The sequence below is a fragment of the Corynebacterium sp. CQ3829_602738 genome (assembly GCF_054478435.1).
Genome location: NZ_CM137003.1, coordinates 1,277,445 through 1,299,798, shown reverse-complemented (window position 1 = coordinate 1,299,798; position 22,354 = coordinate 1,277,445). Strand labels below are relative to the sequence as shown.

20 protein-coding genes are annotated in these 22,354 nt (G+C 63.1%); 11 read left to right on the top strand and 9 right to left on the bottom strand.

All coding sequences use genetic code 11. The features are described 5' to 3' along the window. Window positions 1-8 precede the first annotated feature (8 nt). The 4 genes from ACX1NL_RS06285 (at window position 9) to ACX1NL_RS06270 (ending at window position 5,236) form a co-directional block, all read left to right on the top strand. Window positions 9-647 carry an HAD family hydrolase gene (locus tag ACX1NL_RS06285; protein ID WP_458898911.1) on the top strand — a complete coding sequence of 213 codons (639 nt, stop codon included), beginning with the start codon at window positions 9-11 and terminating at the stop codon, window positions 645-647. 54 nt (window positions 648-701) lie between these two features. Beyond that, a complete protein-coding gene (gene aspA / locus ACX1NL_RS06280; protein ID WP_458897660.1) occupies window positions 702-2,141 on the top strand; it encodes an aspartate ammonia-lyase in 1,440 nt (479 codons plus the stop codon). 111 nt (window positions 2,142-2,252) lie between these two features. Then, complete coding sequence (locus ACX1NL_RS06275; protein ID WP_181888430.1) at window positions 2,253-3,563, top strand: anaerobic C4-dicarboxylate transporter family protein; 1,311 nt, start codon at window positions 2,253-2,255, stop codon at window positions 3,561-3,563. Window positions 3,564-3,568: 5 nt separating this feature from the next. Then, window positions 3,569-5,236: a formate--tetrahydrofolate ligase gene (locus tag ACX1NL_RS06270; protein ID WP_458897659.1), complete on the top strand. Its 1,668-nt coding sequence runs from the start codon at window positions 3,569-3,571 to the stop codon at window positions 5,234-5,236. On the opposite strand, the gene ACX1NL_RS06265 is transcribed toward ACX1NL_RS06270, so the two are convergent. Further along, entirely contained in the window at window positions 5,233-6,093 is an 861-nt protein-coding gene (locus ACX1NL_RS06265) for a RecB family exonuclease (protein ID WP_311390404.1), read from the bottom strand. The genes ACX1NL_RS06270 and ACX1NL_RS06265 overlap by 4 nt on opposite strands. Window positions 6,094-6,119: 26 nt before the next feature. Between ACX1NL_RS06265 and ACX1NL_RS06260 the strand changes: the two genes are divergently transcribed. The 3 genes from ACX1NL_RS06260 to arc are packed head-to-tail and all read left to right on the top strand — an operon-like array spanning window position 6,120 to window position 9,718. Then, entirely contained in the window at window positions 6,120-7,319 is a 1,200-nt protein-coding gene (locus ACX1NL_RS06260; protein WP_458897658.1) for a M18 family aminopeptidase, read from the top strand. A 15-nt stretch (window positions 7,320-7,334) separates the two neighbouring features. Continuing rightward, the gene (locus ACX1NL_RS06255; protein WP_458897657.1) at window positions 7,335-8,168 is read left to right on the top strand and encodes a tRNA (adenine-N1)-methyltransferase; all 834 of its coding nucleotides are present in this window, start codon (window positions 7,335-7,337) and stop codon (window positions 8,166-8,168) included. A 29-nt stretch (window positions 8,169-8,197) separates the two neighbouring features. Continuing rightward, window positions 8,198-9,718 (top strand): proteasome ATPase, encoded by a 1,521-nt coding sequence (gene arc, locus ACX1NL_RS06250; protein ID WP_458897656.1) that lies wholly within the window; start codon window positions 8,198-8,200, stop codon window positions 9,716-9,718. Between the two features lie 19 nt (window positions 9,719-9,737). On the opposite strand, the gene ACX1NL_RS06245 is transcribed toward arc, so the two are convergent. The 5 genes from ACX1NL_RS06245 to ACX1NL_RS06225 form a co-directional block, all read right to left on the bottom strand. Further along, complete coding sequence (locus ACX1NL_RS06245; RefSeq protein WP_448237797.1) at window positions 9,738-10,658, bottom strand: NAD(P)/FAD-dependent oxidoreductase; 921 nt, start codon at window positions 10,656-10,658, stop codon at window positions 9,738-9,740. Window positions 10,659-10,677: 19 nt separating this feature from the next. Next, the gene (locus ACX1NL_RS06240; RefSeq protein ID WP_458898910.1) at window positions 10,678-11,706 is read right to left on the bottom strand and encodes an aminotransferase-like domain-containing protein; all 1,029 of its coding nucleotides are present in this window, start codon (window positions 11,704-11,706) and stop codon (window positions 10,678-10,680) included. A gap of 184 nt (window positions 11,707-11,890) precedes the next feature. Then, on the bottom strand, window positions 11,891-12,658 hold the full coding sequence (locus ACX1NL_RS06235) for an ATP-binding protein (RefSeq protein ID WP_458897655.1): 768 nt from the start codon (window positions 12,656-12,658) through the stop codon (window positions 11,891-11,893). Further along, the gene (gene istA, locus ACX1NL_RS06230; RefSeq protein WP_458897654.1) at window positions 12,655-14,298 is read right to left on the bottom strand and encodes an IS21 family transposase; all 1,644 of its coding nucleotides are present in this window, start codon (window positions 14,296-14,298) and stop codon (window positions 12,655-12,657) included. Before istA ends, ACX1NL_RS06235 begins: the two co-directional genes overlap by 4 nt. A gap of 129 nt (window positions 14,299-14,427) precedes the next feature. Continuing rightward, complete coding sequence (locus ACX1NL_RS06225; RefSeq protein WP_458897653.1) at window positions 14,428-14,700, bottom strand: GntR family transcriptional regulator; 273 nt, start codon at window positions 14,698-14,700, stop codon at window positions 14,428-14,430. Window positions 14,701-14,770: 70 nt separating this feature from the next. On the opposite strand from ACX1NL_RS06225, the gene pdxS reads away from it, so the two are divergent. Next, the gene (gene pdxS / locus ACX1NL_RS06220; RefSeq protein WP_458897652.1) at window positions 14,771-15,646 is read left to right on the top strand and encodes a pyridoxal 5'-phosphate synthase lyase subunit PdxS; all 876 of its coding nucleotides are present in this window, start codon (window positions 14,771-14,773) and stop codon (window positions 15,644-15,646) included. Between the two features lie 140 nt (window positions 15,647-15,786). On the opposite strand, the gene ACX1NL_RS06215 is transcribed toward pdxS, so the two are convergent. The 3 genes from ACX1NL_RS06215 to ACX1NL_RS06205 form a co-directional block, all read right to left on the bottom strand. After that, a complete protein-coding gene (locus tag ACX1NL_RS06215) occupies window positions 15,787-16,173 on the bottom strand; it encodes a hypothetical protein (protein WP_458897651.1) in 387 nt (128 codons plus the stop codon). A 311-nt stretch (window positions 16,174-16,484) separates the two neighbouring features. After that, window positions 16,485-17,789 carry a hypothetical protein gene (locus tag ACX1NL_RS06210; protein WP_458897650.1) on the bottom strand — a complete coding sequence of 435 codons (1,305 nt, stop codon included), beginning with the start codon at window positions 17,787-17,789 and terminating at the stop codon, window positions 16,485-16,487. Window positions 17,790-17,806: 17 nt separating this feature from the next. Continuing rightward, window positions 17,807-18,556 (bottom strand): ABC transporter ATP-binding protein, encoded by a 750-nt coding sequence (locus ACX1NL_RS06205; protein WP_458897649.1) that lies wholly within the window; start codon window positions 18,554-18,556, stop codon window positions 17,807-17,809. A 706-nt stretch (window positions 18,557-19,262) separates the two neighbouring features. Between ACX1NL_RS06205 and dop the strand changes: the two genes are divergently transcribed. From dop to pafA, 3 genes are read left to right on the top strand one after another with little or no spacing between them, the layout of a single operon-like run. Continuing rightward, window positions 19,263-20,750 carry a depupylase/deamidase Dop gene (gene dop / locus ACX1NL_RS06200; protein ID WP_458897648.1) on the top strand — a complete coding sequence of 496 codons (1,488 nt, stop codon included), beginning with the start codon at window positions 19,263-19,265 and terminating at the stop codon, window positions 20,748-20,750. 10 nt (window positions 20,751-20,760) lie between these two features. Further along, window positions 20,761-20,952, top strand: coding sequence for a ubiquitin-like protein Pup (locus tag ACX1NL_RS06195; protein WP_293829334.1), 192 nt, complete (start codon window positions 20,761-20,763; stop codon window positions 20,950-20,952). 28 nt (window positions 20,953-20,980) lie between these two features. Then, the gene (gene pafA / locus ACX1NL_RS06190; protein ID WP_458897647.1) at window positions 20,981-22,348 is read left to right on the top strand and encodes a Pup--protein ligase; all 1,368 of its coding nucleotides are present in this window, start codon (window positions 20,981-20,983) and stop codon (window positions 22,346-22,348) included. The last annotated feature ends 6 nt before the right edge of the window (window positions 22,349-22,354 follow it).

Here is a 22,354-nt window from a genome sequence, read left to right as displayed (position 1 = left end):
TCTGGGACATGGACGGCACCCTCATCGACACCGAACCGCTGTGGGGCAAGGCCACCTTCGAGCTCGGCGAGCTGCTGGGCCGCCCGCTCACCCCGGAGGTGCGCGCTAAAACTATCGGCGGCAGCTTCCCCAACACCTTGAGCGTGGTGGCCGAGTGGGCGGGCTACGAGCTTAAAGACGGCGACCTGGAGCGCTACCGCACCTGGATGTTCGACCGCATGGCGGAGCTGTTCGCGGACGGCATTGAACTCAACCCCGGCATCGGCGGCGTGCTCGAGTCGCTCACGCGGCGGGGCACGCCGATGTTCATCTGCACCAACACGGAACGGGTGGTGGCGGATCCGTGCATCGACGCGATCAGCCGCGACTTCTTTGCCGGCACCATCACCGGCGACGAGGTGGAACACTCCAAGCCGGCTCCGGACATGTACCTCGAGGCAGCCCGGCGCGCGGGCGCAGAACCGGGGGAATGCCTCGTGGTGGAGGATTCCTGGCACGGCATGTCCGCCGGGGCCGCAGCAGGCTGCGCGGTGCTGGGGCTGGCGGATGAGGTTCCCGCGGGTGTGACGAAGTTCGACCCGAACAACTTCGTCGGCGCGGGCGCCGATGACGTGGATCGTTGGTTTTCTGCAGCTCGACAGGCATAAAACGGGGGTACGCAGCGCCCGTCGAGAAGCGTCTTGCTACGTATAGTGGCGCTCATGAGCACTCGTACTGAAGAAGACCTCCTCGGCACCGCCGAGGTCCCCGCCGACGTCTACTACGGCATCCACGCCCAGCGCGCCAAGGATAATTTCCAGATCTCCGGAAGCACCATCAACGATGTGCCGGAGTTCATTCGTGGCATGGTGCAGGTGAAGAAAGCCACCGCGATGGCGAACCGCCGCCTGCATGCCCTGCCCAAGGACAAGTCCGAGGCCATCATCGCGGCCTGCGACAAGATCCTGGACGAGGGCGTGTGCATGGACCAGTTCCCGATCGACGTTTTCCAGGGCGGCGCGGGCACATCGCTGAACATGAACACCAACGAAGTGGTAGCCAACCTCGCGCTCGAGCTGATCGGCCGCGAAAAGGGCGACTACTCGGTGATCAACCCGAACGACGACGTCAACATGTCGCAGTCCACCAACGACGCGTACCCGACCGGTTTCCGGCTCGGCGTGTACTACGCCGTACAGGGGCTGTTGGAGGAGCTCGACGAGCTGCAGAAGGCGCTGCGTGCGAAAGGCGATGAGTTCGCCGACATCATCAAGATGGGCCGCACCCAGCTTCAGGACGCTGTCCCGATGACCCTGGGCCAGGAATTCACCGCCTTCGGCGCCAACCTCGCCGAGGAGCAGCGCACCATCAGCGGCGCGGCCGACTCGCTGCTGGAGGTCAACCTCGGTGCCACCGCCATCGGCACCGGCATCAACACCCCGAGCGGCTACCGTGACCAGGTGGTCTCCGCGCTGCGCGAGGTCACCGGTCTGGACATCCAGGCGTCGCCGGACCTGATCGAGGCGACCTCTGACACCGGCGGTTACGTGATGATGCACAGCGCTATCAAGCGCGCCGCGATGAAGTTGTCGAAGATCTGCAACGACCTGCGCCTGCTGTCTTCCGGCCCGCGCGCTGGTCTGAACGAAATCAACCTGCCGGAGCGGCAGGCGGGATCCTCGATCATGCCGGCGAAGGTCAACCCGGTGATCCCCGAAGTGGTCAACCAGGTCTGCTTCAAGGTCTTCGGCAACGACGTGACCATCTCCATGGCCTCCGAGGCGGGCCAGCTTCAGCTCAACGTGATGGAGCCGGTGATCGGCCAGTCCCTGTTCGAGTCCATCAGCCTGCTCGCCAACGCGGCGAAGACCCTTCGCGAGAAGTGCGTCACCGGCATCACTGCCAACCAGGATGTGTGCGAGGCGTACGTGACCAACTCCATCGGAATTATCACCTACCTCAACCCGGTGATCGGCCACCACAACGGCGACCTCATCGGCCGCGAGGCGGCGGAAACCGGCAAGAGTGTCTACGACCTCGTGCTGGAGAAGGGGCTCATCGAGGAAGAGGACCTGAAGAAGCTGTTGAGCAAGGAAAACCTCATGCACCCCGAGTACCGGGGCAAGCTCTACGTCGACGACGAGCCGGGCCTGGAGGCGTAGGCTCAGTGCTTAGCGCAGCCGGGTAGGCAACATCACACCGGCTGCATTTTCGTTTCGGGCTCCTTCGGACAGATAATGGGATGACCTAATAACTGTCTGAAGGAGCCCGCCGTGTTACTCGCCGTCCACATCATCATCCTCCTCGGGGCGATCGTGGTGGGCGCGCGGATGGGCTCCATCGCCATCGGCTTCGCCGGCGGTCTCGGAGTCCTGCTGCTCGGCGCGACCGGGATGCCGGTCAGCGCTGAGGCCATCCCGTTCGATGTCATCGGCATCATCATGTGCGTCATCGCCGCGATCTCCGCGATGCAGCTCGCCGGAGGCATGGACTACCTGGTGGACCTGGCCGAGCGCTTCTTGCGCCGCAACCCGAAGCGCATCACGGTCTACGCCCCGATTGTCACCTGGCTGATGACGGTGCTCGCCGGCACCGGCCACACCGCCTTTTCCACGATGCCCGTCATCGTCGAGGTGGCAAAGGAAGGCAAGGTGCGGCCCTCGCGCCCGCTGTCGGCTGCGGTGATTGCCTCGCAGATGGCCATCGTCGCCTCGCCGATTTCCGCCGCAGTGGTGTTCATGGCGTCCGCGCTCGAGCCACTCGGGGTGGGCTACCTCCAGCTGCTGGCGGTAATGATCCCGGCGACGTTCTTCGCGATCTTCCCCATGGCGTGGATTGCCAACAAGTCCGGCGCGGAGCTGGAGGATGATCCGGTCTACCGCCAGCGGGTGGCCGACGGTCTCGTCGCAAAGCCCGCATCGCGCGAGCACTACGTCCCGCCCCAAGGCGCAAAGGCCTCGGTGGGCATCTTCCTTGCCGCGATCGTGATCGTGATGGTCTACGCCACGCTGATCTCGGAGCAGGTGGGGTTGATTGCGGACCCGACCATCCCGCGCAACGAAGCGATCATGGCCATCATGCTTGGCGCCGCGGCCGCCATCGTGCTGGTCACGCGCACGACAGCGGCGGAGATCTTAAACACCCAGGTGTTCCGCTCCGGCATGTCCGCCTGCGTGTGCGTACTCGGCGTGGCCTGGCTGGGCACGACGTTTATCAACTACTACATCGAAGACATCCAAAGCATCGCCGGCGACGTGCTCACCGCGAAGCCGTGGCTGCTCGCGGTCGTGCTCTTCGTCGCCGCATCGCTTTTGTACTCGCAGGCCGCGACGGCCAAGGCGCTCATCCCGGCGGCGTTGGCGATTGGCGTGAGCCCGCTGACCGCGCTCGCCGCCTTCCCGGCCGTCTCCGCGCTGTTCGTGCTGCCGACGTACCCGACGCTGCTCGCCGCGGTGGAGATGGACGACACCGGCTCCACCCGCATTGGCAAGTATGTGTTTAACCACCCGTTCCTCGTTCCGGGTGTGGTGTGCATCTTTGTCAGCGTGATTCTGGGTTATGCCATCGGCGCCGTTGTAGTGTGAGGTGCATGACTGCACAACCGTTGACTGACGTCGAAATTGCCCAGGCCCACGAGCTCGCCCCTATCACGGAGATCGCCGCGAAGGCGGGTGTCGCCGACGATGCGCTGATCCCGTACGGCAAGCACATGGCCAAGGTGGACATCACCCAGAACCCGGGGAACACGCCGGGCAAGCTCGTCGTGGTCACCGGTGTCTCGCCGACGCCTGCGGGCGAGGGCAAGTCCACCACGCTGATCGGCCTGACGGACGCGCTGGCGAAGCTGGGCAAGAACGCCATGGTCGCGCTGCGCGAGCCGTCGCTCGGCCCGGTGATGGGCATCAAGGGCGGCGCCGCGGGCGGCGGCTACTCCCAGGTGGTGCCGATGGAGCAGATCAACCTTCACTTCACCGGCGATTTCCACGCGATCACCAGCGCCAACAACACCCTGGCCGCGCTCATTGACAACCACATTCACCAGGGCAACGCGCTCGGCATTGACCCGCGCCGCGTGACCTGGCAGCGCTGCGTGGACGTCAACGATCGCGCGCTGCGCAACGTGGTCACCGGCCTAGGTGGCCCGGCCCACGGCGTGCCGGCGGAGACCGGGTTCACCATCACCGCCGCCTCCGAGATCATGGCGATTCTGGGTCTGGCCACGGACCTGGAGGACTTAAAGCAGCGCCTGGCCAACATCACCATCGGGCTGACCTACGACAAGAAGCCGGTCACGGCCGGTGACCTCGGTGCCCAGGGCGCGATGGCCGCGCTGCTGAAGGATGCGGTCAACCCGAACCTCGTGCAGACCCTCGGCGGGACGCCTGCGTTCATCCACGGCGGCCCGTTCGCCAACATCGCCCACGGCTGCAACACCCTGATTGCCACCCGCACCGCCCAGCAGTACGCCGACATCGTGCTCACGGAGGCCGGCTTCGGCTCCGACCTGGGCGCGGAGAAGTTCTTCGACATCAAGGCGCGCTACGGCGACCTCGACGTCGCCGGTGCCGTCATTGTGGCCACGATCCGCTCCATCAAACACAACGCGGGCGTGGCCAAGGCGGAACTGGCAGAAGAGAACGTCGCCGCGCTGGAGGAGGGCATTGTCAACCTCGAGCGCCACGTGGAAAACGTGCGTAAGTTCGGCGTGACCCCGGTGGTCGCGCTCAACCGCTTCACCACCGACTCCGAGGCCGAGCTGGACTTCCTGAAGAACTGGGCGCAGACCAAGGACATCGCGCTGGCCGAGGCGGACGTGTGGGCCAAGGGCGGCGACGGCGCGCTCGAGCTCGCCCAGACGCTGCTGGACAACCTCACCGAGGGCACCTCGCACCCGCTCTACGACCCGGCCGAGGGCGTGGAGGCGTCCATCGAGACCATCGCCAAGGAGATCTACCGCGCCGCCGACGTGCAGTACTCCGCCGCGGCGCTGAAGGACCTGCAGACGCTCAAGGACAACGGCTTTGACAACCTGCCGGTGTGCATCTCCAAGACGCAGTACTCCTTCTCGGACGACCCGACCCAGCTCGGCGCGCCGGAGGGCCACACGCTGCACGTGCGCAACATCGTCCCGCGCACCGGCGCCGGTTTCGTGCTCGTGCTCACCGGCGACGTCATGACCATGCCGGGCCTGCCCAAGCAGCCGGCCGCCAACAACATCGACGTCGACGCCGACGGCGTGGTCTCCGGCCTGTTCTAGGCCTCGGGCCCGGCCTCGGGGGCGCCGCCGTCGCTACGCGCCTCCGCCCGCGACCCCGGCCACCCGGGGTACGCCGGGGGAGTGCCGCCGAAGACCGGGCACAGGTGCTGGAAGGCGCACCACCCGCACAGTTTGGACTGCTGCGGGCGGAAGTTGCCTGATTTACCGTCGGCCTCGATCTTCCACCACAGCTCCGCCAAGTCCCGCTCGAAGTACTCCAGCTCCTCGCGCGAGGGGGCGAGGATCATCGAGTCCATCACCTTCAGATACATCAGCTTCAGCTGCGTGGGCACAACGCCGAACATGCGCCAGTACACCAGCGCGTAGAAGCGCATTTGGAACTGCGCGTCTTCGGAGTAGCGCGGCAGCGGCTTCTTGCCGGTTTTGTAGTCGACCACGCGCACCTCCCCGGTAGGCGCGATGTCCACGCGGTCGATGAATCCGCGCACCGGCACCCCGTTCGGCAGCGTGAAGTCCACCGGCATTTCCTGGGCGTGCGCGTCGAAGCCCAGCGGGTTTTCCATGGTGAAGTAGCCGCGCAGCAACGTACGGGCGTCCACAAGCAACTGGTACTCGTCCTTCACCGGCTCCGCGCAGGTGGGATCTTCTTCACGCATTTTCTCCCAGTTCGGCTTCAGGCGCTTCACCGCGGCCGGGTATGTGCGCTCCTCGCGCGGCCATGCGAACATCTCCTCCAGCACGGCGTGCACCAGTGTGCCTTTGACCTGCGCTTCCGTGGACGGCTCCGGGATTTTGTCGATGGCGCGCAGCCGGTATTGCAGCGGGCAGCGCTTGTAGTCGGAGGCGCGCGAGGGCGAGATGGCTAGTGGGCGTGGGGGAGTACTGGCATCAGACATGGTGCCCAACATCATAGAGTGGAGCCATGACACAGCCGTTCATCGATTTCATCGCCGAGAGTCCCTCCGCATTCCACGCCGCGAGCAACGTCGCCTCGAGGTTGCAGGCGGAGGGCTTTTCGCTTGACGACGGCGCACACGCCCCCGGCGGCCACCTCATCGTGCGCGACGGCGCCGCGGTTGCCTGGTGGGTGCCGGAGAAGACCCGCCCGCGCTTTCGGGTGGTCGGCTCCCACACCGATTCGCCGGGGCTGATGGCCAAGCCGGACCCGGACGTGGTGCGCGAGGGCTTCCGCCAGGTTCCGGTGGAGGTCTACGGCGGGCCGATTCTGGCCAGCTGGTTCGACCGCGACCTCACGTTTGCCGGCCGCGTGGTCACCGCGGACCGCACCGAGCACCTGGTGAACACCGGCCCGGTCGCGCGCGTGCCGAATCTGGCCATCCACCTCTACCGCGGCGACATGCCGGAGATCGACCGCCAGGTGCACACCCAGCCCATCCTGGGCGTGGACCGTCCGCTGCTGGAGTTGGCGGCGGAGTCCGCGGGCATCAACGCCGAAGACGTGGTGGCGCACGAGCTGATCACCGCGGATGCGCAGCGCGGCGAGGTCATCGGCGACCTGCTGGCGGCCGGCAGGCTGGACAACCTCACCAGCGTGTGGGCCTCCCTGGAGGCGATGCTCGCGGCGAAGGACGACGCCGAGGACATCCTGGTGCTGGCGGCCTTCAACCACGAGGAGGTCGGCTCCGCATCCACCGCCGGCGCCGGAGGCCCGCTGCTGGAGCGCGTGCTGTCCAAGGTGGCGCAAGGCTTCGGCGACCCGGCCGAGATCATCGCGGGCTCCATCCAGGTCTCCGCCGACGCGGCCCACGCGGTGCACCCGAATTACCCGGGCAAGCACGACCCCACACACCACCCGCTGGTGAACAAAGGCCCGGTGCTCAAGATCAACGCGAACCAGCGCTACGCCTCCAACGCCGCCACGGAAACGGAGTGGATCCTGGCCTGCCGCGCGGCGGGCGTGCCGCACCAGACATTCGTGGGCAACAACGCGGTGCCCTGCGGGTCCACCATCGGGCCGATTTCCTCGACGCGCCTGGGCCTTCCCACGGTGGACGTCGGCGTGCCGCTGTTGTCCATGCACTCCGCGCGCGAGCTGTGCGGCGTGGACGACATGGACTACTTCGTGCGCGCGCTGACGGCTTTTTATGCGGCCGCGCAGTAGGGCATACTTACCGCCATGTATTCGGGACCGTTCCAGCCAGGCGACAAGGTGCAGCTCACAGACGCGAAGCGCCGCCACTTCACCATCGAGCTCAAAGAGGGCGGGCAGTTCCACTCGCACAAGGGCATAGTCAGCCACGACGACATCATCGGCGCCGACGAGGGCACCGTGGTGAAGTCGACGCTCGGCTCCGACTACCTGTGCTTCCGCCACCTGCTGGTGGACCACGTGTTGTCCATGCCCCGCGGCGCCGCGGTGATCTACCCGAAGGACGCCGCCCAGATCCTGGTCGAGGGCGACATCTTCATGGGCGCGCGCGTGCTCGAGGCGGGCGCCGGTTCCGGCGCGCTGACCATGTCGCTGCTGCGCGCCGTGGGCTCGGAAGGCCACGTCTACTCCTACGAGATCCGCGACGACCACCTGGCGTTCGCCAAAGACAACGTCGCCGATTACTTCGGCGGCGAGCCGGAGTGGTGGACCCCGCGCCTCGGCGACTTCGGCGAGGTCACCCCGGAAGACCTGGACGGCCAGGTCGACCGCATCATCTTGGACATGGTGGAGCCGTGGCACTTCATCGGCACCGTGAAAAGCGTGCTCATCCCGGGCGGCGTGTTCATGACCTACGTGGCTACCGTGCCGCAGCTGATGAACATCATGGAGGCCATCCGCGAGGCGAAGTGCTTCACCGAGCCACGCGCGTGGGAGACCCTGCTGCGCGAGTGGAAGGTCGACGGCCTTGCCACGCGCCCGGAGCACCGCATGAACGCCCACACGGCATTCCTCGTGTGGACGCGCCGGCTTGCCGACGGGGTGACGCCGCCGCGGCCGCAGCGCAAAGCTCGTCGATAAGCCTCTCGCTCCTATGTAGGCTCGAACGTATGCCTGAAATCCACGACGATGCCTTCGGACCGGAGCTGCGCGAGCTCAAGCGCAAGAACCGCGATCTCGGGTCGCGCAACGAGAAGCTCGCTGAACTGCTGAAAGTCAGCCGCGACAAGCTCAACGACTTGTATGCGAAGGTCGAGGAGCTCAACGAGCCGGCATCGACGTACGGGATTTACCTCGCACCCGCCCCGCGCGATGGGGAAGCCGAGGTGCACACCACCGGCCGGCGCATGCGGCTGAAGGTCTCGCCGCTGGTGGACCCGTCCAAGCTTGTTCCCGGCACGCTCGTGCGGCTGGGCGAAGGCACGATTGTGGTGGAGACCTGCGGTTTCGACCCCACCGGTCAGTTGGCCACCATGGTCGAGCGCGTCGGCGGGGACCGCGCGATTGTGGCGGACCAGCAGGGCGCGGAATCGATCGTCATGCTCGCCGAGCCGTTGCGCCACGCCGCCCGCGCCGGCGACACGGTGCTAGTCAACGCGTCTGCCGGCTACGCGTTTGAGCGCATCGCGAAAACCGAGGTCAACCAGCTTTCGCTCGACGAGGTCCCGGACGTCACCTACGCGGACATCGGCGGTTTGGCCTCCCAGATCGAGACCATCCAGGATTCCGTGGAGCTGCCGTTTTCCCATCCGGAGCTCTACCAGGCCTACGACCTACGCCCGCCGAAGGGCCTGCTGCTGTACGGCCCGCCCGGCTGCGGCAAGACGCTCATCGCCAAGGCGGTGGCGAATTCGCTGTCGCAGCGCATCGGCGACGGGGGACAGGCGCACTTCATCAACGTCAAAGGCCCCGAGCTTTTAAACAAGTTCGTCGGCGAAACCGAGCGCCGCATCCGCCTGATCTTCGAGCGCGCCCGGGAACTGGCCGCCGGAGGCAACCCGGTGATCGTCTTCTTCGACGAGATGGAGTCCATCTTCCGCACCCGCGGCTCCGGCGTATCTTCCGACATGGAGACCACGGTGGTGCCGCAGCTGCTCACCGAAATCGACGGCGTGGAGGACATCGCCAACGTCATCGTCATCGGCGCGACCAACCGCGAGGAACTCATAGACCCGGCGATTTTGCGCCCGGGCCGCCTGGACATCAAAATCCGCGTCTCCCGCCCCAACAAGGACGAGGCCAAAGACATCCTCGCGCGCTACATCACCGACGAGGTCCCGCTCGCGTCCCCGCGCGAGCTGCTTATCGACGCCACCGCCGACGCCATGTTCGCCCCGCGCCCCTATGTGCGCTTAGAGCTTGTCGACGGCTCCGCCGAAACCCTGCACTACTACCACTTCGTCTCCGGCGCGATGATCGCCAACGTGGTGGACCGCGCCAAAAAGTTGGCGATCAAGGACCACCTTTCTGGCGTATCTACCGCGGGCCTGACGGAAGAGCACCTGCGCCAGGCTGTCCGCGCCGAGCAGGACGAAAGCGAGGACATGCCGAACACCGCCAACCCGGACGAGTGGGCGCGATTCACCGGCCGCCACGGAAAACGCGTCTTAGCCGCGGAGGTTATCGGTTAGGAACGGCGCTGACCTTCGCTTAGCCCTGGTCGAAGAGATGCTGATCGATGGCGATAGCCACGGCGGCACCCGATCCGAGCGCTTGAGAGACCTGATCCGGCGAGCTAACTACGTTGCCGATCGCCCACAGTCCAGGCTGTGAGGTCTTTCCTCCCTCAACCTGGACCCAGCCATCTGCAACAGTGCAGCCAGCTCCCCGAAGGAGTTCGTCGTTCGGCTTGAACTCCGGACCAGTGAAGCAAGCTTCATAGCGAATCGGCCCGGAGTCAGTGGTGATCTCGACGGTGTGGTCGTCGTCAGTGGCTGGTGAAACTCGCGATACCTCATCGACGACGAGAGCTACTCCACGCTGTTCAAGGCGTTCGCGCTGCTCTGGGCTCAGGTCCATCCCGTTGGAGTAAAGCGTGACGCTGGAGGCCCACTTGGTCAGCAACGTTGCGATCCTGGTGGTAAACCCTGGGTTCTTGCCTCCGACGACACCGAGATTCGTGCCGTTGACCTCGTACCCGTGGCAGTACGGACAGTGGAAAACGCGGGTGCCCCACATCTCGCTCAACCCGGGGACCTCGGGAAGCACATCCGTGATTCCGGTTGCAACCAGTACCTGCGAAGCTGTGGATGCTTCGCCCGACGCGAGCTTCACGGACCAATCACCCGTGTCCAGGTGCTCCAGGGTTTCTACGCGTCCGTCGATAAGAAGGCCCCCGTACGACACGAACTCGGCCTGGCCGCGGGTAAGCAGTGCGGAGGGATTCTCTGCGTCGAGACCGATCACGCCGTGCATGTGCTCGCTGTTGCGGTTCCTGGGCGTGCCCGCGTCCACCAGGCACACCTTCCGGTTCGCCCGAGCGAGATTGATCGCTGCCGCGCTCCCGGCGAATCCGCCTCCAACGACAACGACGTCAAAGTGTTGACTCGCCAGGCTTATTGCCTCGTCCATATCCGTTCCCTCTTTCGCTTCACGTCTGGGCTCGGCCCAGGGTAGCGCGCGTCTGCGCAACTGTGTCGACAGCAACACCGAAATCACCAGCGCTGAGGTGCGCGAAGCTCAGCACCAAACCGTCGCCGCTGTTGGTCCACAAGGTGGATTCGTGCCCGGATTCAATACCGGCTTTAAGTAGGCGTTTCTCAAATTCATCTCGCTCCTCGCGTGTGCCAAAGCGCACAGTGAGGTCCGCGCCGTCGCCGGGCGCGAGCCGGGCGCCGTCGAAGAGCGGAACCAGCCGCTGGTTCAGCACCTCGCGTCGCTGCGCCAGCCCGCGGTGGACGGCGCGGGATGCGCGGCGGGCGACGCCGTCGTTAAGCAAATGCGCGATCGCCCGCTGGGTGACGGAGGAGACCGGCATGCCCAGGACGCTGCGGACCTCGCGTAGCGCCTCGGCGGTCGCTTGTGAGGCGACGACGTAGCCCGCGGCGAGTTCGCGGGACAGCAGCGTGGAAAACGTGCCGAGGGTGAGCACGTCCGCGCGGGTGGCCAGCGAGGACAGCGCCGGTTGCGGGGAGATCCGGTAGCGCAGCTCGGTGTTGAAGTCGTCCTCGATTACCACGGTGTCGGTTCGCGCGGCCCACTCGAGCAGCTCCACGCGGCGGGCCGCGGGCATGGCGCCGCCGAAGGGGTAGAGATGCGACGGGGTGACCAGCAGGGCGTCGAGAAAGTCGGGGAGCGCGTCGACCACGATGCCGTCGGCGTCGGTTGTGCATTCCACCACCTCGTGGCCGCCGAGCGGGATTACGCGCCGCAGGCCCGGATGCCCGGGGTCTTCCACGCCGACGCGCAGGTTCGGGCCAAGCGCCAAGAGGATGCACATCAGCCCTTCGCGGGAGCCGCCGGTGACAACAATCTGGTCCGGGGCAACGCGCATGCTGCGGGCGAGACGGAGGTGCTCGGCCACGGCGCGGCGCAGCTCGGGCTCGCCGGACTTGTCCACGCTGTTCCCGGGTTCCGCGGCAGCCTCGCGCCACGCCTTTCGCCATGTAGCGGGGCGGATGGTGCCAGCGCTGCCTGGCGAGGGTTTCAGGGAGATACGGGCCCTAGGTATTGTGCGGGCAGGTGTGTCGGCGGTGGGTTCGGGCAGGGGTGTTTAGAAGATTGAAATGGTAGCGGTGTGGTGAGTTTGTGGTAGCGCCTGAGTGGGGATCCGGTAGCGGTCCCCGCTCAGGCGTGTTGTGGAGTTACTGGTTAGCTTCCAGTCTCATGTTTGGCCCTTCGAGGGTGATGATTTCGGCGCCGGCGATGAGTCGGTTGAGGATGGATTCGGCGATGACGGCGTCCGGGATGGATCTGTACCAGTCTTGCGGGGTGAACTGTGAGGTCACGATTGTTGATCGGTTGCCTTCTCGTTCGGAGAGAATGTTGAAGAGTAGGTGTGCGGTGGTGGCATCGACTGGGGTGGTGAGGAAGTCGTCGAGGACTAACACGTCGACGCTGATCAACTCGTGGGTGAGTTTGAGCCGGGCTGGGTCGTCGAGTGGCATCACTGCGAAGTGCGCGGCAAGCATGTCGGTGCGGTAGAACCTGGCGGAGTAGTCGTTGCGGCATGCTGCGGTGATCAGTGCTTGGGCGAGGTAGGTCTTGCCGACTGAGGATTTGCCCAAGATGACAATGTTTTGGCCCAGGTGGCACCATTGTCCGTGAGCGAGTCGGCTGACTTGTTCTGGGTTGATGTTGCGGTCAGGCGCGTAGACGACGTCTTCGAGGCAGGCATCGGGGTTTGGCGATCGTGATGCCTTGAGCAGTTTGTTGATGCGGCGTTCGCGTCTGGCCGCGACTTCTTTGTCGAGTGCGTAGAGCACCTTTTGTGAGAAGGTCCACGTATCGAAGGTTGGGTCGTTGGCGATGTCGATGACGCTTTTGCCGAAGGCTGTCATGCGCATTGCTGTGAAGTCCGCGAGGACGGATTCGTCGAGGAAACGCTCTTGCGGCGGGGTCGGTGGGGTCATGGCGTTGTGGTTCCTTTCTTGATGAGGTTGTCCAGGCTGAACTGTGCTGCACCACCGAGGTAGGCGCCGCTGGTGTCGCGTGTGGCAGCGGCGGGTGCGTGGGCCGGATGCCCAGGTGTGGCCGGTGCCGGCTGGTCGAAGCCGTGTGGGCGAGTTGCGGCTTCTTTGCGTACGGCGGCCATCATGTTTTTGACCGCGGTGTAGGACACCGCCCGGCGGGTCCCGTCGGAGGAGAGCAGACGCTTACATGCTTCTTCCAGCACGGGCTTGTTGGCGTGTTTGCCCATTGACAGCACGTTTCTGCACGATTGGTACGCCTGGGCCGGGATTGCTTTCGCCGCGATCATTTCCTCGATGACGGTGCGTGTCGCCGGGCCGATTTTTTGGGCTTCGCGCAGGAAGTAATCGCTCGTCCACAGGCCCTGGGTGTGATCCATGTTCGCCGGGATGTGATCGGTATCGGTGACATACGCCCCGCGGGTGTGGGAAAGCGTGTGGGTTGTAACGGCACGGCCACCATCGAAGACCGTGAGCACTTGCCCGGTGATGCGCACATCGACAGTGCGGCCAACGAGCTGGTGCGGCACGGAGTACCGCACGCTGGCTACGGTGATGTGGAAATCCGGGGCGATCTTGGCGCGTTTCCACTCGGTGCGCTGCCACGGGGTATCGGGAAGTGCTGTCAACAGGTGTCTTTCATGCGCATCGAAAATGTCTTTGCGGCTTGACTGCTGGTGACGAAACGGCACCGCCTGGTTGATCTGGTCAACCAACTGCCTCATGCGCGTGTTGAGTTCGTCAAGGTCGACGCACTGGTGACCATCGAGTGCGTGGATGACCTTGTGGGTGACGATCTTGACTGCGGCTTCGACATTGGCTTTGTCTTTCGGCCGTTTCGACCTTGTGGGCAGCGCTGCGGTGTTGTAATGCTCCAAAAACTGCTCGTAGGTGTCATTGACCTTGCGGTTTCGATCCGCCGCGCTGATCGCGTTCGACGCAGTCGAGGCATTATCCGGCACCACAACCTCAGGCACGCCCCCGAAGTAGGCGAACGCGTGGTGGTGGGCATCAAGCCAGGAATGCTGGCGCTCATCCGGACATGCGAGGGCAAAAATCATCCCGGAATACGGCATTGAGGCAACAAACACGCTGACCTTTACCCCCGGTGCGCCATAAGGGTCGAACAGGCGCATCTTGGTGCCTGCCCAATCCACCTGCATGGTGTGCCCCGGTGTATGGGTGATGCGTGCGGTCAAACCGGCCGCATCGACATGGGACGCCACCAACTGGCGAAACCGGTCGTAGCTGTAATGGAGCTGGCCGGGTAAAGCAGGTGTGGAGGTGTAGCGTGCCCACAGCACTTGCAGTGTCTGCTTGTTACGCCCGGTGCGGGCTTTGACCACCGCATCGAAATCGATAGGGACGAACTCGCCCTGGCCTGTGCTGCGCCCATCTACGAATAACTCGTCGAGCTCATCATCCGTCAACGCCAACACCTGGTCGATAGTGCGAATCCCGAGGGATCGAAGCACCTGGTTCGACCGGGAAATCGCGCGGTGGGAGCATCCGAGCTGTTGTTCAATCTGGCGGTACGAACGCTGCTGCACAAGCAGCTTCATCACCGCCCGGTAATCCGTCATCAGCGGACTCCTTCCGGTAACCGGCTACACCCCTGTGGTGCAACCACCCGAAAGCATCACCCGCCACCGCCAACCCCGCTACCGGAAACCCACTGAACCGCTACCCGAAAGTCACCACACCGCTACCAACTAGCCGGTCGCAACAAGGGGAACCACGACAGTGAGATCCGGGTGGACCCGGGTCGGCGCGCCTTGCCGGGAGAGAAGGTAGCCCTCGCCCTCGAGCTGGTCGTAGGCGGTGACCACGCTGCCGCGTGATACACCGAGCTGCTCGGCGAGGGCGCGGGTGGACGGGATGGCGTCGTTAGGCGAAAGCGCCCCGCTGGCGACAGCGTCGCGGATGCCCGCGGCGATCTGAGCGGGAATGGGGGTGGGGTGGTCGCGTTCGATGTGCAGCAGCATCAACTGGTCCAAAGAAACTAAATAGAACTGGCACTTGGAATCTACCAGTTGGCGAGGCAGACTAAGCAGTATGTCTAAGGCAGAAGAGTTGAACCAGAAATTCATCGGCGGCGTGATCATGGACGTGGTCACGCCCGAGCAGGCGAAGATCGCCGAGGACGCGGGAGCATCCGCCGTCATGGCGCTCGAGCGCGTGCCCGCCGACATCCGCGCGCAGGGCGGCGTGGCCCGCATGTCCGACCCGGACCTCATCGAGGGCATCATCGACACCGTCGACATCCCGGTCATGGCCAAGGCCCGCATCGGCCACGCGGTGGAGGCGAAGATCCTCGAGCACCTGGGCGTGGACTACATCGACGAATCCGAGGTGCTCAGCCCGGCGGACTACGTCAACCACATTGACAAGCGGGGCTTTTCCGTGCCGTTCGTCTGCGGCGCGACCAACCTCGGCGAGGCGCTGCGCCGCATCAACGAGGGCGCGTCCATGATCCGCTCTAAGGGCGAGGCCGGCACCGGCGACGTCTCCGAGGCCACCAAGCACATCCGCAAGATCACCAGCGAGATCGCCGCGCTGCAGGCCATTTGGGCCAACAACCGCGACGAGCTCTACGTTGCCGCCAAGGAGCTGCAGGCGCCGTACGAGCTGGTCGCGCAGGTGGCCGAGAACGGCAAGCTGCCGGTGCCGCTGCTGGTCGCCGGCGGCGTGTCCACCCCGGCGGACGCCGCGTTCATGATGGAGCTCGGCGCGGACGGTGTGTTCGTCGGCTCGGGCATCTTCAAGTCCGGCAACCCGGAGGCCCGCGCGAAGGCCGTGGTGAAGGCCACGAAGAACTGGAACGACATCGCGGTGGTCACCGAGGCGTCCCGCGGCCTGGGCGAGGCGATGGTGGGCATCAACGTCGCCGACCTCCCGGCGCCGCACCGCCTGGCCGAGCGCGGCTGGTAACGCATCTCTTCTTCCTCGACTATCCACCTGAGATGGAAATCGTTGCACGCCCGTGCTCTGCAACCTACATCTGACGAACACTTCGCCCCCAGCCATTTTTATGACTGGGGAAGAAGACCTTCCTTCTTGAGCGTTGGCATCTATCTGTCCGCTCGAATCGCGAAAGCTCCAGCTCCAGCAACGCGGAACTGCACTAAGAAATTTGCTATTAACACCAGCCCGGTAGCCGCCACATGTTCCAGAGAAAACCAGGGACCTTCACCTAGAAGAACCGCAAAGGGCCATGGGGTGAAGTTGGTGAAGAATACCAACGGTGCATTACATGTAGCCCATAGCACAATAGTGGCTGTGACCCCCAATGATTTTCCCCATTGCGTGATCATCATTCCACCTGCAGCGAATATCAACACACTGTTGTTGATAATCAATTCGCTCTCCGGGCTGACGGCGGAATCGGTCCCCGGCTGAAGATGATAAGCAACATTGATCTGGATCGAGGCGAAATAGGCGACAATCACGACCATCATCGCACCAACGGTTTGTCTAAATACTGATAACCACTGAGCCCGTCGTCTCCGCAGATCAATGTGAGGCATCGAAGGTGTTAAAAGCACAACCGTGGTCAAAGCGAAAAGAAGCGAAACTAGCTCGGCAGCTGTAATGACAAAGGGCTCAGTGGGACTGCCTCCGACCTCAAACGTTATCCCACGAACTAAACGAATCATTACTCCGCAAAATGCCCCCAAAAGGCAAATGACGTGCCACGGGGTGGACAAGAGAATACTACGGATCGGCATCGGGCTACCTCTGAGCAATTAAACGATGGTCAATGATTGACCTAGGACTCCTCCGTCAACATTTCCCATGTAGCTTGACAGGACACGATTGCTCTCCAGTTTTTCGCTATATTTTTGTCGACCACACTGTGTTCAAGGGAAGACAGAACGTCCTTCGGTGCTGGATCCGCCTCACCGCTCGCGGAAACACTTTGGTAGAAAGCACCATTGTTCTCAACGCTCTTGGAATAAACACCAGTGCGCTTAGTGATATAAACCCCAATCCGGTCGATCACAAAGGCTCCTTCGGACGTCGGATCTGTGCATGACCCGATTCCTAGCTCGTCGAGAAGAAGCCCACTGATGTCTAGGCGCCGATCTTCGCCGGCGGTCGTAAACTGTTGGTAACCGTGGTCCCCGGACTTGATCCGGTAAGCCGAAATACTGGCGAGTTTCCTCGGTCTTACCCCGTCCGGTAAATATTCTTCGAGGGCGGAGATATCACGAGTCATCTGCTCAAGCCCGGGCTCATCGGCCGAATCCACACAAATCTCTGAGCCGCCCGACGAGAATGCGCAAGAGTCTCGATCGACGATCGCGACGGGACCTGCAGCTGCCTGCAACAGACCTGCAACACCGACAATCGCCATAATAGCAATTACTCCGCTAAGACTAACGTTTTTCGAAGCACCAGCAGCCAACAAAAGAAGTCCACCAGCTACCAGTGCGAGGCAAACGCTTACACCCAAGGCGATTACCAGGTTTCGGGGCTCAGTGAGATCGGTCGGATCAACCGCCTGTAACACAATTGGAGCGACTGCCCACGTCCTATCGCTGTTAGCACCGAACACGACGACAAAGTAGGCGATAATAATTGAAATTAATGAGGAGACAACTGGATGGAACTTGCGAAAAGCTAGCGCAACTAAAGTCGACAGCGCAGCAACGGTGAATAGAAAAGCAGTGCTGACCACGACCACCAGCGGAATCCAGACCGATCCGGCTGCGCTTTTAACGACAGCATCGATAAAAGTAGGCAGGGCCCCAAGCGATATTGACACGGCCGTAATTAATGCTGGGGTGAGGGTCAAGAAGAGAACCTGCAGTTTCAGCGGGTACCGGCCAAGTGAGTTGGCTGTTCCTACACGAGGAGAAGCTAACGCTGCCACGTTGTAGGAGACGATGATTGCAAGTCCAAAACAGGATAAGGCGGTTACAGACCGAAGCGCTTCAGCGATATCCGCAGTTCGCGGGTATGAGAATTGCAACAGTTTAGAGGTCTCCCAAAAGGAAACCCCAACACTGAATACAACCTGAAGAACGCCGAGCACCATGAGCACTGGTGATCCGAGTTTTCTAGCGATCATAAGTTTGAATCCCTGATCTAACTTTTCGAAGCCACGTAAGCGAGGGCGCGTTCTAGGGGATCGGTTGACACCGAGGAAAAATTGTCTGCCGATACGGCTTTTAGTCGATCCCATGCACCCTCGTACGCGACGCGACCGTTGTGGAGTGCAACCACGTTGTCGGCCGCATGCTCGAGATCATCCTGCAGATGCGTGGAGAGAATAATTGTTGCGCTATCTTTGAGGCGATTAAGGAGACGCCGCACCTCAATCCTGGCTTGCGGATCGAGACCCGCGGTAGGTTCATCCAAAAATAGAATGTCCGGCGAATGGATTAGAGAAGCAGCAATTCCAACGCGTCGCGTTTGTCCTCCAGAAAGATTGCTGACTCTGAAATTCTCTATTTCAGGAAGCTCGACCAAATCCAAAACTTCCGGGATTCGCCGCAGATAGGTTTGTCTATCAAGCCCTGCAACCCATCCTGCGTAGGAAAGGGCGTCTCGGCACGTCATAGTCGAGGCGAAATGTACATCTTGGGGTACATAACCGATGCGACGCCGATAGTTAACTAACGCTCTCCCTGCGATTTCGGAACCATTGACCGAAAACCCGCCTCGGGTCGGTTTTTCAATCGTGCATAACAGGCGAATCAGCGTAGACTTTCCGCAGCCGTTTCCGCCTATCAGGGCGGAGAGGCCAGACGGAAACGTCACGGAAACGTCTTTGACCGCTTCTGTGGTGCCGGTGCGGGACCTGAAAGTCTTGCTCAGCGAGTTGGTGCGGATCAAGGAGCTTCCTTCTTACTTATCGGCACGCCCCGGAGTTATCTCCACGCAACGAGTTCCCTGTGTTGCTCGCCACCCTGCCGTAATAGTTACCGGACCCCTGGCATGCACCGAAAGCTCGAACTATTTGGTTATTCACGCCCGTCACAGATCCAATGATTGGATCCGGCCACCAGGTAAGATCTTTGCGGAGCTCCAAAGAGAAAGCACTGTTGTTTGCACAATTTTCTCTACCGCCTTGGATGCCCAGCCAATTCTTAGACTGGTCCCAACCGATATCCCAAACGACTAAACGACAGGTTCCCGGAGCCCCACTTTCTCGAAAAGCATACGGCGCAATTCCCGCGCCATCCTTATTGCGCACGGCCCCTTCACCATTGTACGAATCATCGGTCACCCACGCAGTGGGTGCATCAGACCATTGAAATGGGTTTGTTGATACGCCAGCGCTGGCTGACGCGTCCGAAATAGGCGAGAGGGAAGTTGCACCGACTAGAGCTGCTGTCAGGCCGGCGAAAATACGATGCCTAGTCGTCTTCATGTTCGATGTCCTTTCAAGGCTTTGTGGATGACGTGCTTTCGACAGATATGCACGTGCAAAAGAATCGTAGCACAGGGCGCCGCTAGCGGGCAGTACTGCAATACGTAACAATCTCTTATCTCAGTCACGTATTCTGATTTGGTTATGAGTAGTGACCAGTTGCGATACATGGGGACCGAAACCGAATACGGCATCACCAGCCCGGATAATCCGCAGATCAGCCCGCTGGTGACCTCCACGCACGCGGTGGTTGCCTACGCGGCGCTGCGCACCCAGGCCCGCACCCGCTGGGACTACGCGGAAGAGGCCCCGCTGAAAGACACGCGCGGCTTCGACCTGCAGCGCTACCGCAGCGTGCCGGTCGTGGACGCGAACGCGATCGGAGTGGCCAACGTGGTCACCACCAACGGCGCCCGCTACTACGTCGACCACGGGCACCCGGAGTACTCCAGCCCGGAGTGCTCGAACGCGTTTGACGCGATGGTCTACGACGCGGCCGGCGACATCGTCCTCAACGACGCCGCCGCGTGCATACGCGAACTGTGGGAGCAGCAGGTCTCTGTGCTGGCTAAGCACGAGCCATGCCCGCCGCTGAAGTTCTACAAAAACAACGTCGACGGCAAGGGCCGCTCCTACGGCAGCCACGAGAACTACCTGTACTCGCGCCACACCAACTTCGAAATCCTCACCCAGGCGCTGATCCCGTTCTTCGTCACCCGCCAGGTCATCATCGGTGCGGGACGCGTGGGCATCGGCCAGGAATCGGAAAAGCCCGGCTTCCAAATCTCGCAGCGCGCGGACTACTTCGAGCAGGAGGTCTCGCTGGAGACCACGCTCAACCGCGGCATCATCAACACGCGCGACGAGCCGCACGCACCGGAGGAGGACTTCCGCCGCCTGCACGTCATCGTGGGGGACGCGAACATGAGCCAGTTCTCCAACTTCCTCAAACTCGGCATGACCTCGCTCGTGCTCGACGCGATCGAGGCCGGCGTGGATTTCTCGGATCTGCGACTGAAAAGCCCGGTCGAAGAGATTAAGACGGTCAGCCACGACCCCACGCTGCAATACGAGCTCGAGCTTCTCGACGGCCAAAGGTTGACCGCGATCTCCATCCTCCGTGAATACAGGAGAAGGTGTGACGGGCGGAGCGACGTCGATAAGCAAGTGCTCGAGATGTGGGACGAGGTCCTCAACGACCTGGAGCGCGACCCGCTGTCCACCGCCGACCGGCTGGATTGGACGGCGAAGTGGGCGCTGGTGCGCAGGTTTGAGCAGCGCGGGGCGACGCAGGCGAAGCTGCAGGCGATTGATTTGCAGTACGCGGACATCGACCCCGCAAGCTCCCTGTACCACGCGCTGGTGCGCAAGGGAGCGATGCGCACGATGGTCAGCGCGGAGGAGATCGCGCGCGCCGCGGCACACCCGCCGGAGGACACCCGCGCGTACTTCCGGGGTCGCGCGGGCGAAAAGTTCGCCGAGGACCTAACAGCCTCGAACTGGCAGTCCATGCTGTTCACCGTGGACGGGCAGCTCTACCGGGTGCCGCTGGACCTGCTGGGCAGCCACACCAAGGCGGACGTGGGCGAGCTGATTGAAACGTCTGCGACAACACGCGAGCTGCTTTCCGGCCTGGGGCTGGCTCCAGAGCGCTAAGGTTGCATCTATGGCTACGCAACAGACACACGCTTCCGGTGGCGGCGGGGACAACCACGGCGAGGACGTCGCCGCGGAATCTGCCGGCCAGGCCCAGATCAACGCCTCCGGCACCGACGATCTGCTCGACGAAATCGACGCGCTGCTGGACTCCAACTCGGAGGAGTTTGTGAAGTCCTTTGTGCAGAAGGGCGGGCAGTAAGCTGGCAACCAGCTACCCGCGCCGCATCATGGGCGTGGAAACGGAGTTCGGCGTGGTCGCCTACGACGGCTCGCGCCAGGTGCTCACGCCCGAGGAGGTCGCACGCTACCTGTTTCGCCCGGTGGTGTCGCAGCACCGCAGCTCCAACGTGTTCACCGCTAACGCCTCGCGTTTGTACCTGGATGTGGGCTCGCACCCGGAGTACGCGACCGCAGAGTGCGACTCGCTGAGCCAGCTTCTGGCCTACGACAAGGCGGGGGAGCGGATCTTCCACCGATTGTCGCAGCAGTGCGATGAGACGCTGCGTAACGACGGGTTTGCCGGCTCGACCTACCTGTTCAAAAACAACGTGGACTCACGTGGAAACTCCTACGGCGCGCACGAGAACTACCTGATCAGCCGCGAGCTCGCGTTGAAGTCTTTCGGCCAGCAACTGCTGCCGTTTCTGATCACGCGCCAGCTCATCTGCGGCGCGGGCAAGATCGCAGGCGACAAGTTCGTCATCTCCCAGCGCGCGGACCAGGTGTGGGAGGGTGTGTCTTCGGCCACCACGCGTACCCGGCCGATCATCAACACCCGAGACGAGCCGCACGGGGATTCCCACCGCTTCCGCCGCATGCACGTGATCGTGGGCGATTCCAACATGTCCGAGCCCACCTTCGCGCTCAAGGTCGGCTCGATGCTGCTGGTCATCGAGATGCTGGAGGCCGGCTTCGACCTGCCGGACATGGAGCTTGCGGACCCGATCGCGCACATCCGCGACATCGCCGCCGACCCCACGGGCGCCACCGAACTCACCCTTGCAGCGGGCGGCACCGTCACCGCGCTCGAGGTGCAGCAGCGCACCCTCGCCGCCGCGAAGCGCTGGCTCACACAGCGCCCGGACGAGGGCACGCCAAACGAGGAGATGGCCCGGGTGGTGGACCTGTGGGCCCGCGTGCTCGACGCCATTGCCACGCAGGATTTCTCGGGCGTGGACACGGAGATCGACTGGGTGATTAAGCGCAAGCTGCTCACCCAGTTCAAGGACCGGCTCGGCTGCGGCTGGGACCACCCGAAGCTCGCCCAGATCGACCTGACCTACCACGACATCAACCCGCAGCGCGGCCTGTTCTATCTGCTCGAGCGCAAAGGACTGGCGGCGCGCTGGATCGATGAGGCGGCCATCGAGCAGGCGGTGGACAACCCGCCGGTGACCACTCGCGCCGCCATCCGTGGCGAGTTCCTTTCCGCCGTGCGCGAGCGTGGCCTTGCGCATAATGTCGACTGGGTGCACTTGAAGGTCAACCGCCCGGAACCCCGCACGGTGGAGCTGCAGGACCCGTTCGCTACCACGGACGACGCCGCAGCCGACCTGATCAGTTGGGTGCGGGCGCAGGAAACCGAAGAAGGGTAGGTCGCG

What these genes read in the sequence shown, in the direction of transcription:
- ACX1NL_RS06285 (WP_458898911.1), top strand. Translation starts at nt 9, where the DNA reads ATGGACGGCACCCTCATCGACACCGAACCGCTGTGGGGCAAGGCCACC.
- ACX1NL_RS06260 (WP_458897658.1), top strand. Translation starts at nt 6,120, where the DNA reads ATGACACAGCCGTTCATCGATTTCATCGCCGAGAGTCCCTCCGCATTC.
- dop (WP_458897648.1), top strand. Translation starts at nt 19,263, where the DNA reads ATGGGGACCGAAACCGAATACGGCATCACCAGCCCGGATAATCCGCAG.
- ACX1NL_RS06265 (WP_311390404.1), bottom strand. Translation starts at nt 6,093, where the DNA reads ATGTCTGATGCCAGTACTCCCCCACGCCCACTAGCCATCTCGCCCTCG.
- ACX1NL_RS06235 (WP_458897655.1), bottom strand. Translation starts at nt 12,658, where the DNA reads ATGACCCCACCGACCCCGCCGCAAGAGCGTTTCCTCGACGAATCCGTC.
- istA (WP_458897654.1), bottom strand. Translation starts at nt 14,298, where the DNA reads ATGACGGATTACCGGGCGGTGATGAAGCTGCTTGTGCAGCAGCGTTCG.
- ACX1NL_RS06225 (WP_458897653.1), bottom strand. Translation starts at nt 14,700, where the DNA reads ATGCTGCTGCACATCGAACGCGACCACCCCACCCCCATTCCCGCTCAG.
- ACX1NL_RS06210 (WP_458897650.1), bottom strand. Translation starts at nt 17,789, where the DNA reads ATGATCGCTAGAAAACTCGGATCACCAGTGCTCATGGTGCTCGGCGTT.
- ACX1NL_RS06215 (WP_458897651.1), bottom strand. Translation starts at nt 16,173, where the DNA reads ATGATGGTCGTGATTGTCGCCTATTTCGCCTCGATCCAGATCAATGTT.
- ACX1NL_RS06245 (WP_448237797.1), bottom strand. Translation starts at nt 10,658, where the DNA reads ATGGACGAGGCAATAAGCCTGGCGAGTCAACACTTTGACGTCGTTGTC.
- ACX1NL_RS06195 (WP_293829334.1), top strand. Translation starts at nt 20,761, where the DNA reads ATGGCTACGCAACAGACACACGCTTCCGGTGGCGGCGGGGACAACCAC.
- arc (WP_458897656.1), top strand. Translation starts at nt 8,198, where the DNA reads ATGCCTGAAATCCACGACGATGCCTTCGGACCGGAGCTGCGCGAGCTC.
- ACX1NL_RS06255 (WP_458897657.1), top strand. Translation starts at nt 7,335, where the DNA reads ATGTATTCGGGACCGTTCCAGCCAGGCGACAAGGTGCAGCTCACAGAC.
- aspA (WP_458897660.1), top strand. Translation starts at nt 702, where the DNA reads ATGAGCACTCGTACTGAAGAAGACCTCCTCGGCACCGCCGAGGTCCCC.
- pdxS (WP_458897652.1), top strand. Translation starts at nt 14,771, where the DNA reads ATGTCTAAGGCAGAAGAGTTGAACCAGAAATTCATCGGCGGCGTGATC.
- ACX1NL_RS06270 (WP_458897659.1), top strand. Translation starts at nt 3,569, where the DNA reads ATGACTGCACAACCGTTGACTGACGTCGAAATTGCCCAGGCCCACGAG.
- pafA (WP_458897647.1), top strand. Translation starts at nt 20,981, where the DNA reads ATGGGCGTGGAAACGGAGTTCGGCGTGGTCGCCTACGACGGCTCGCGC.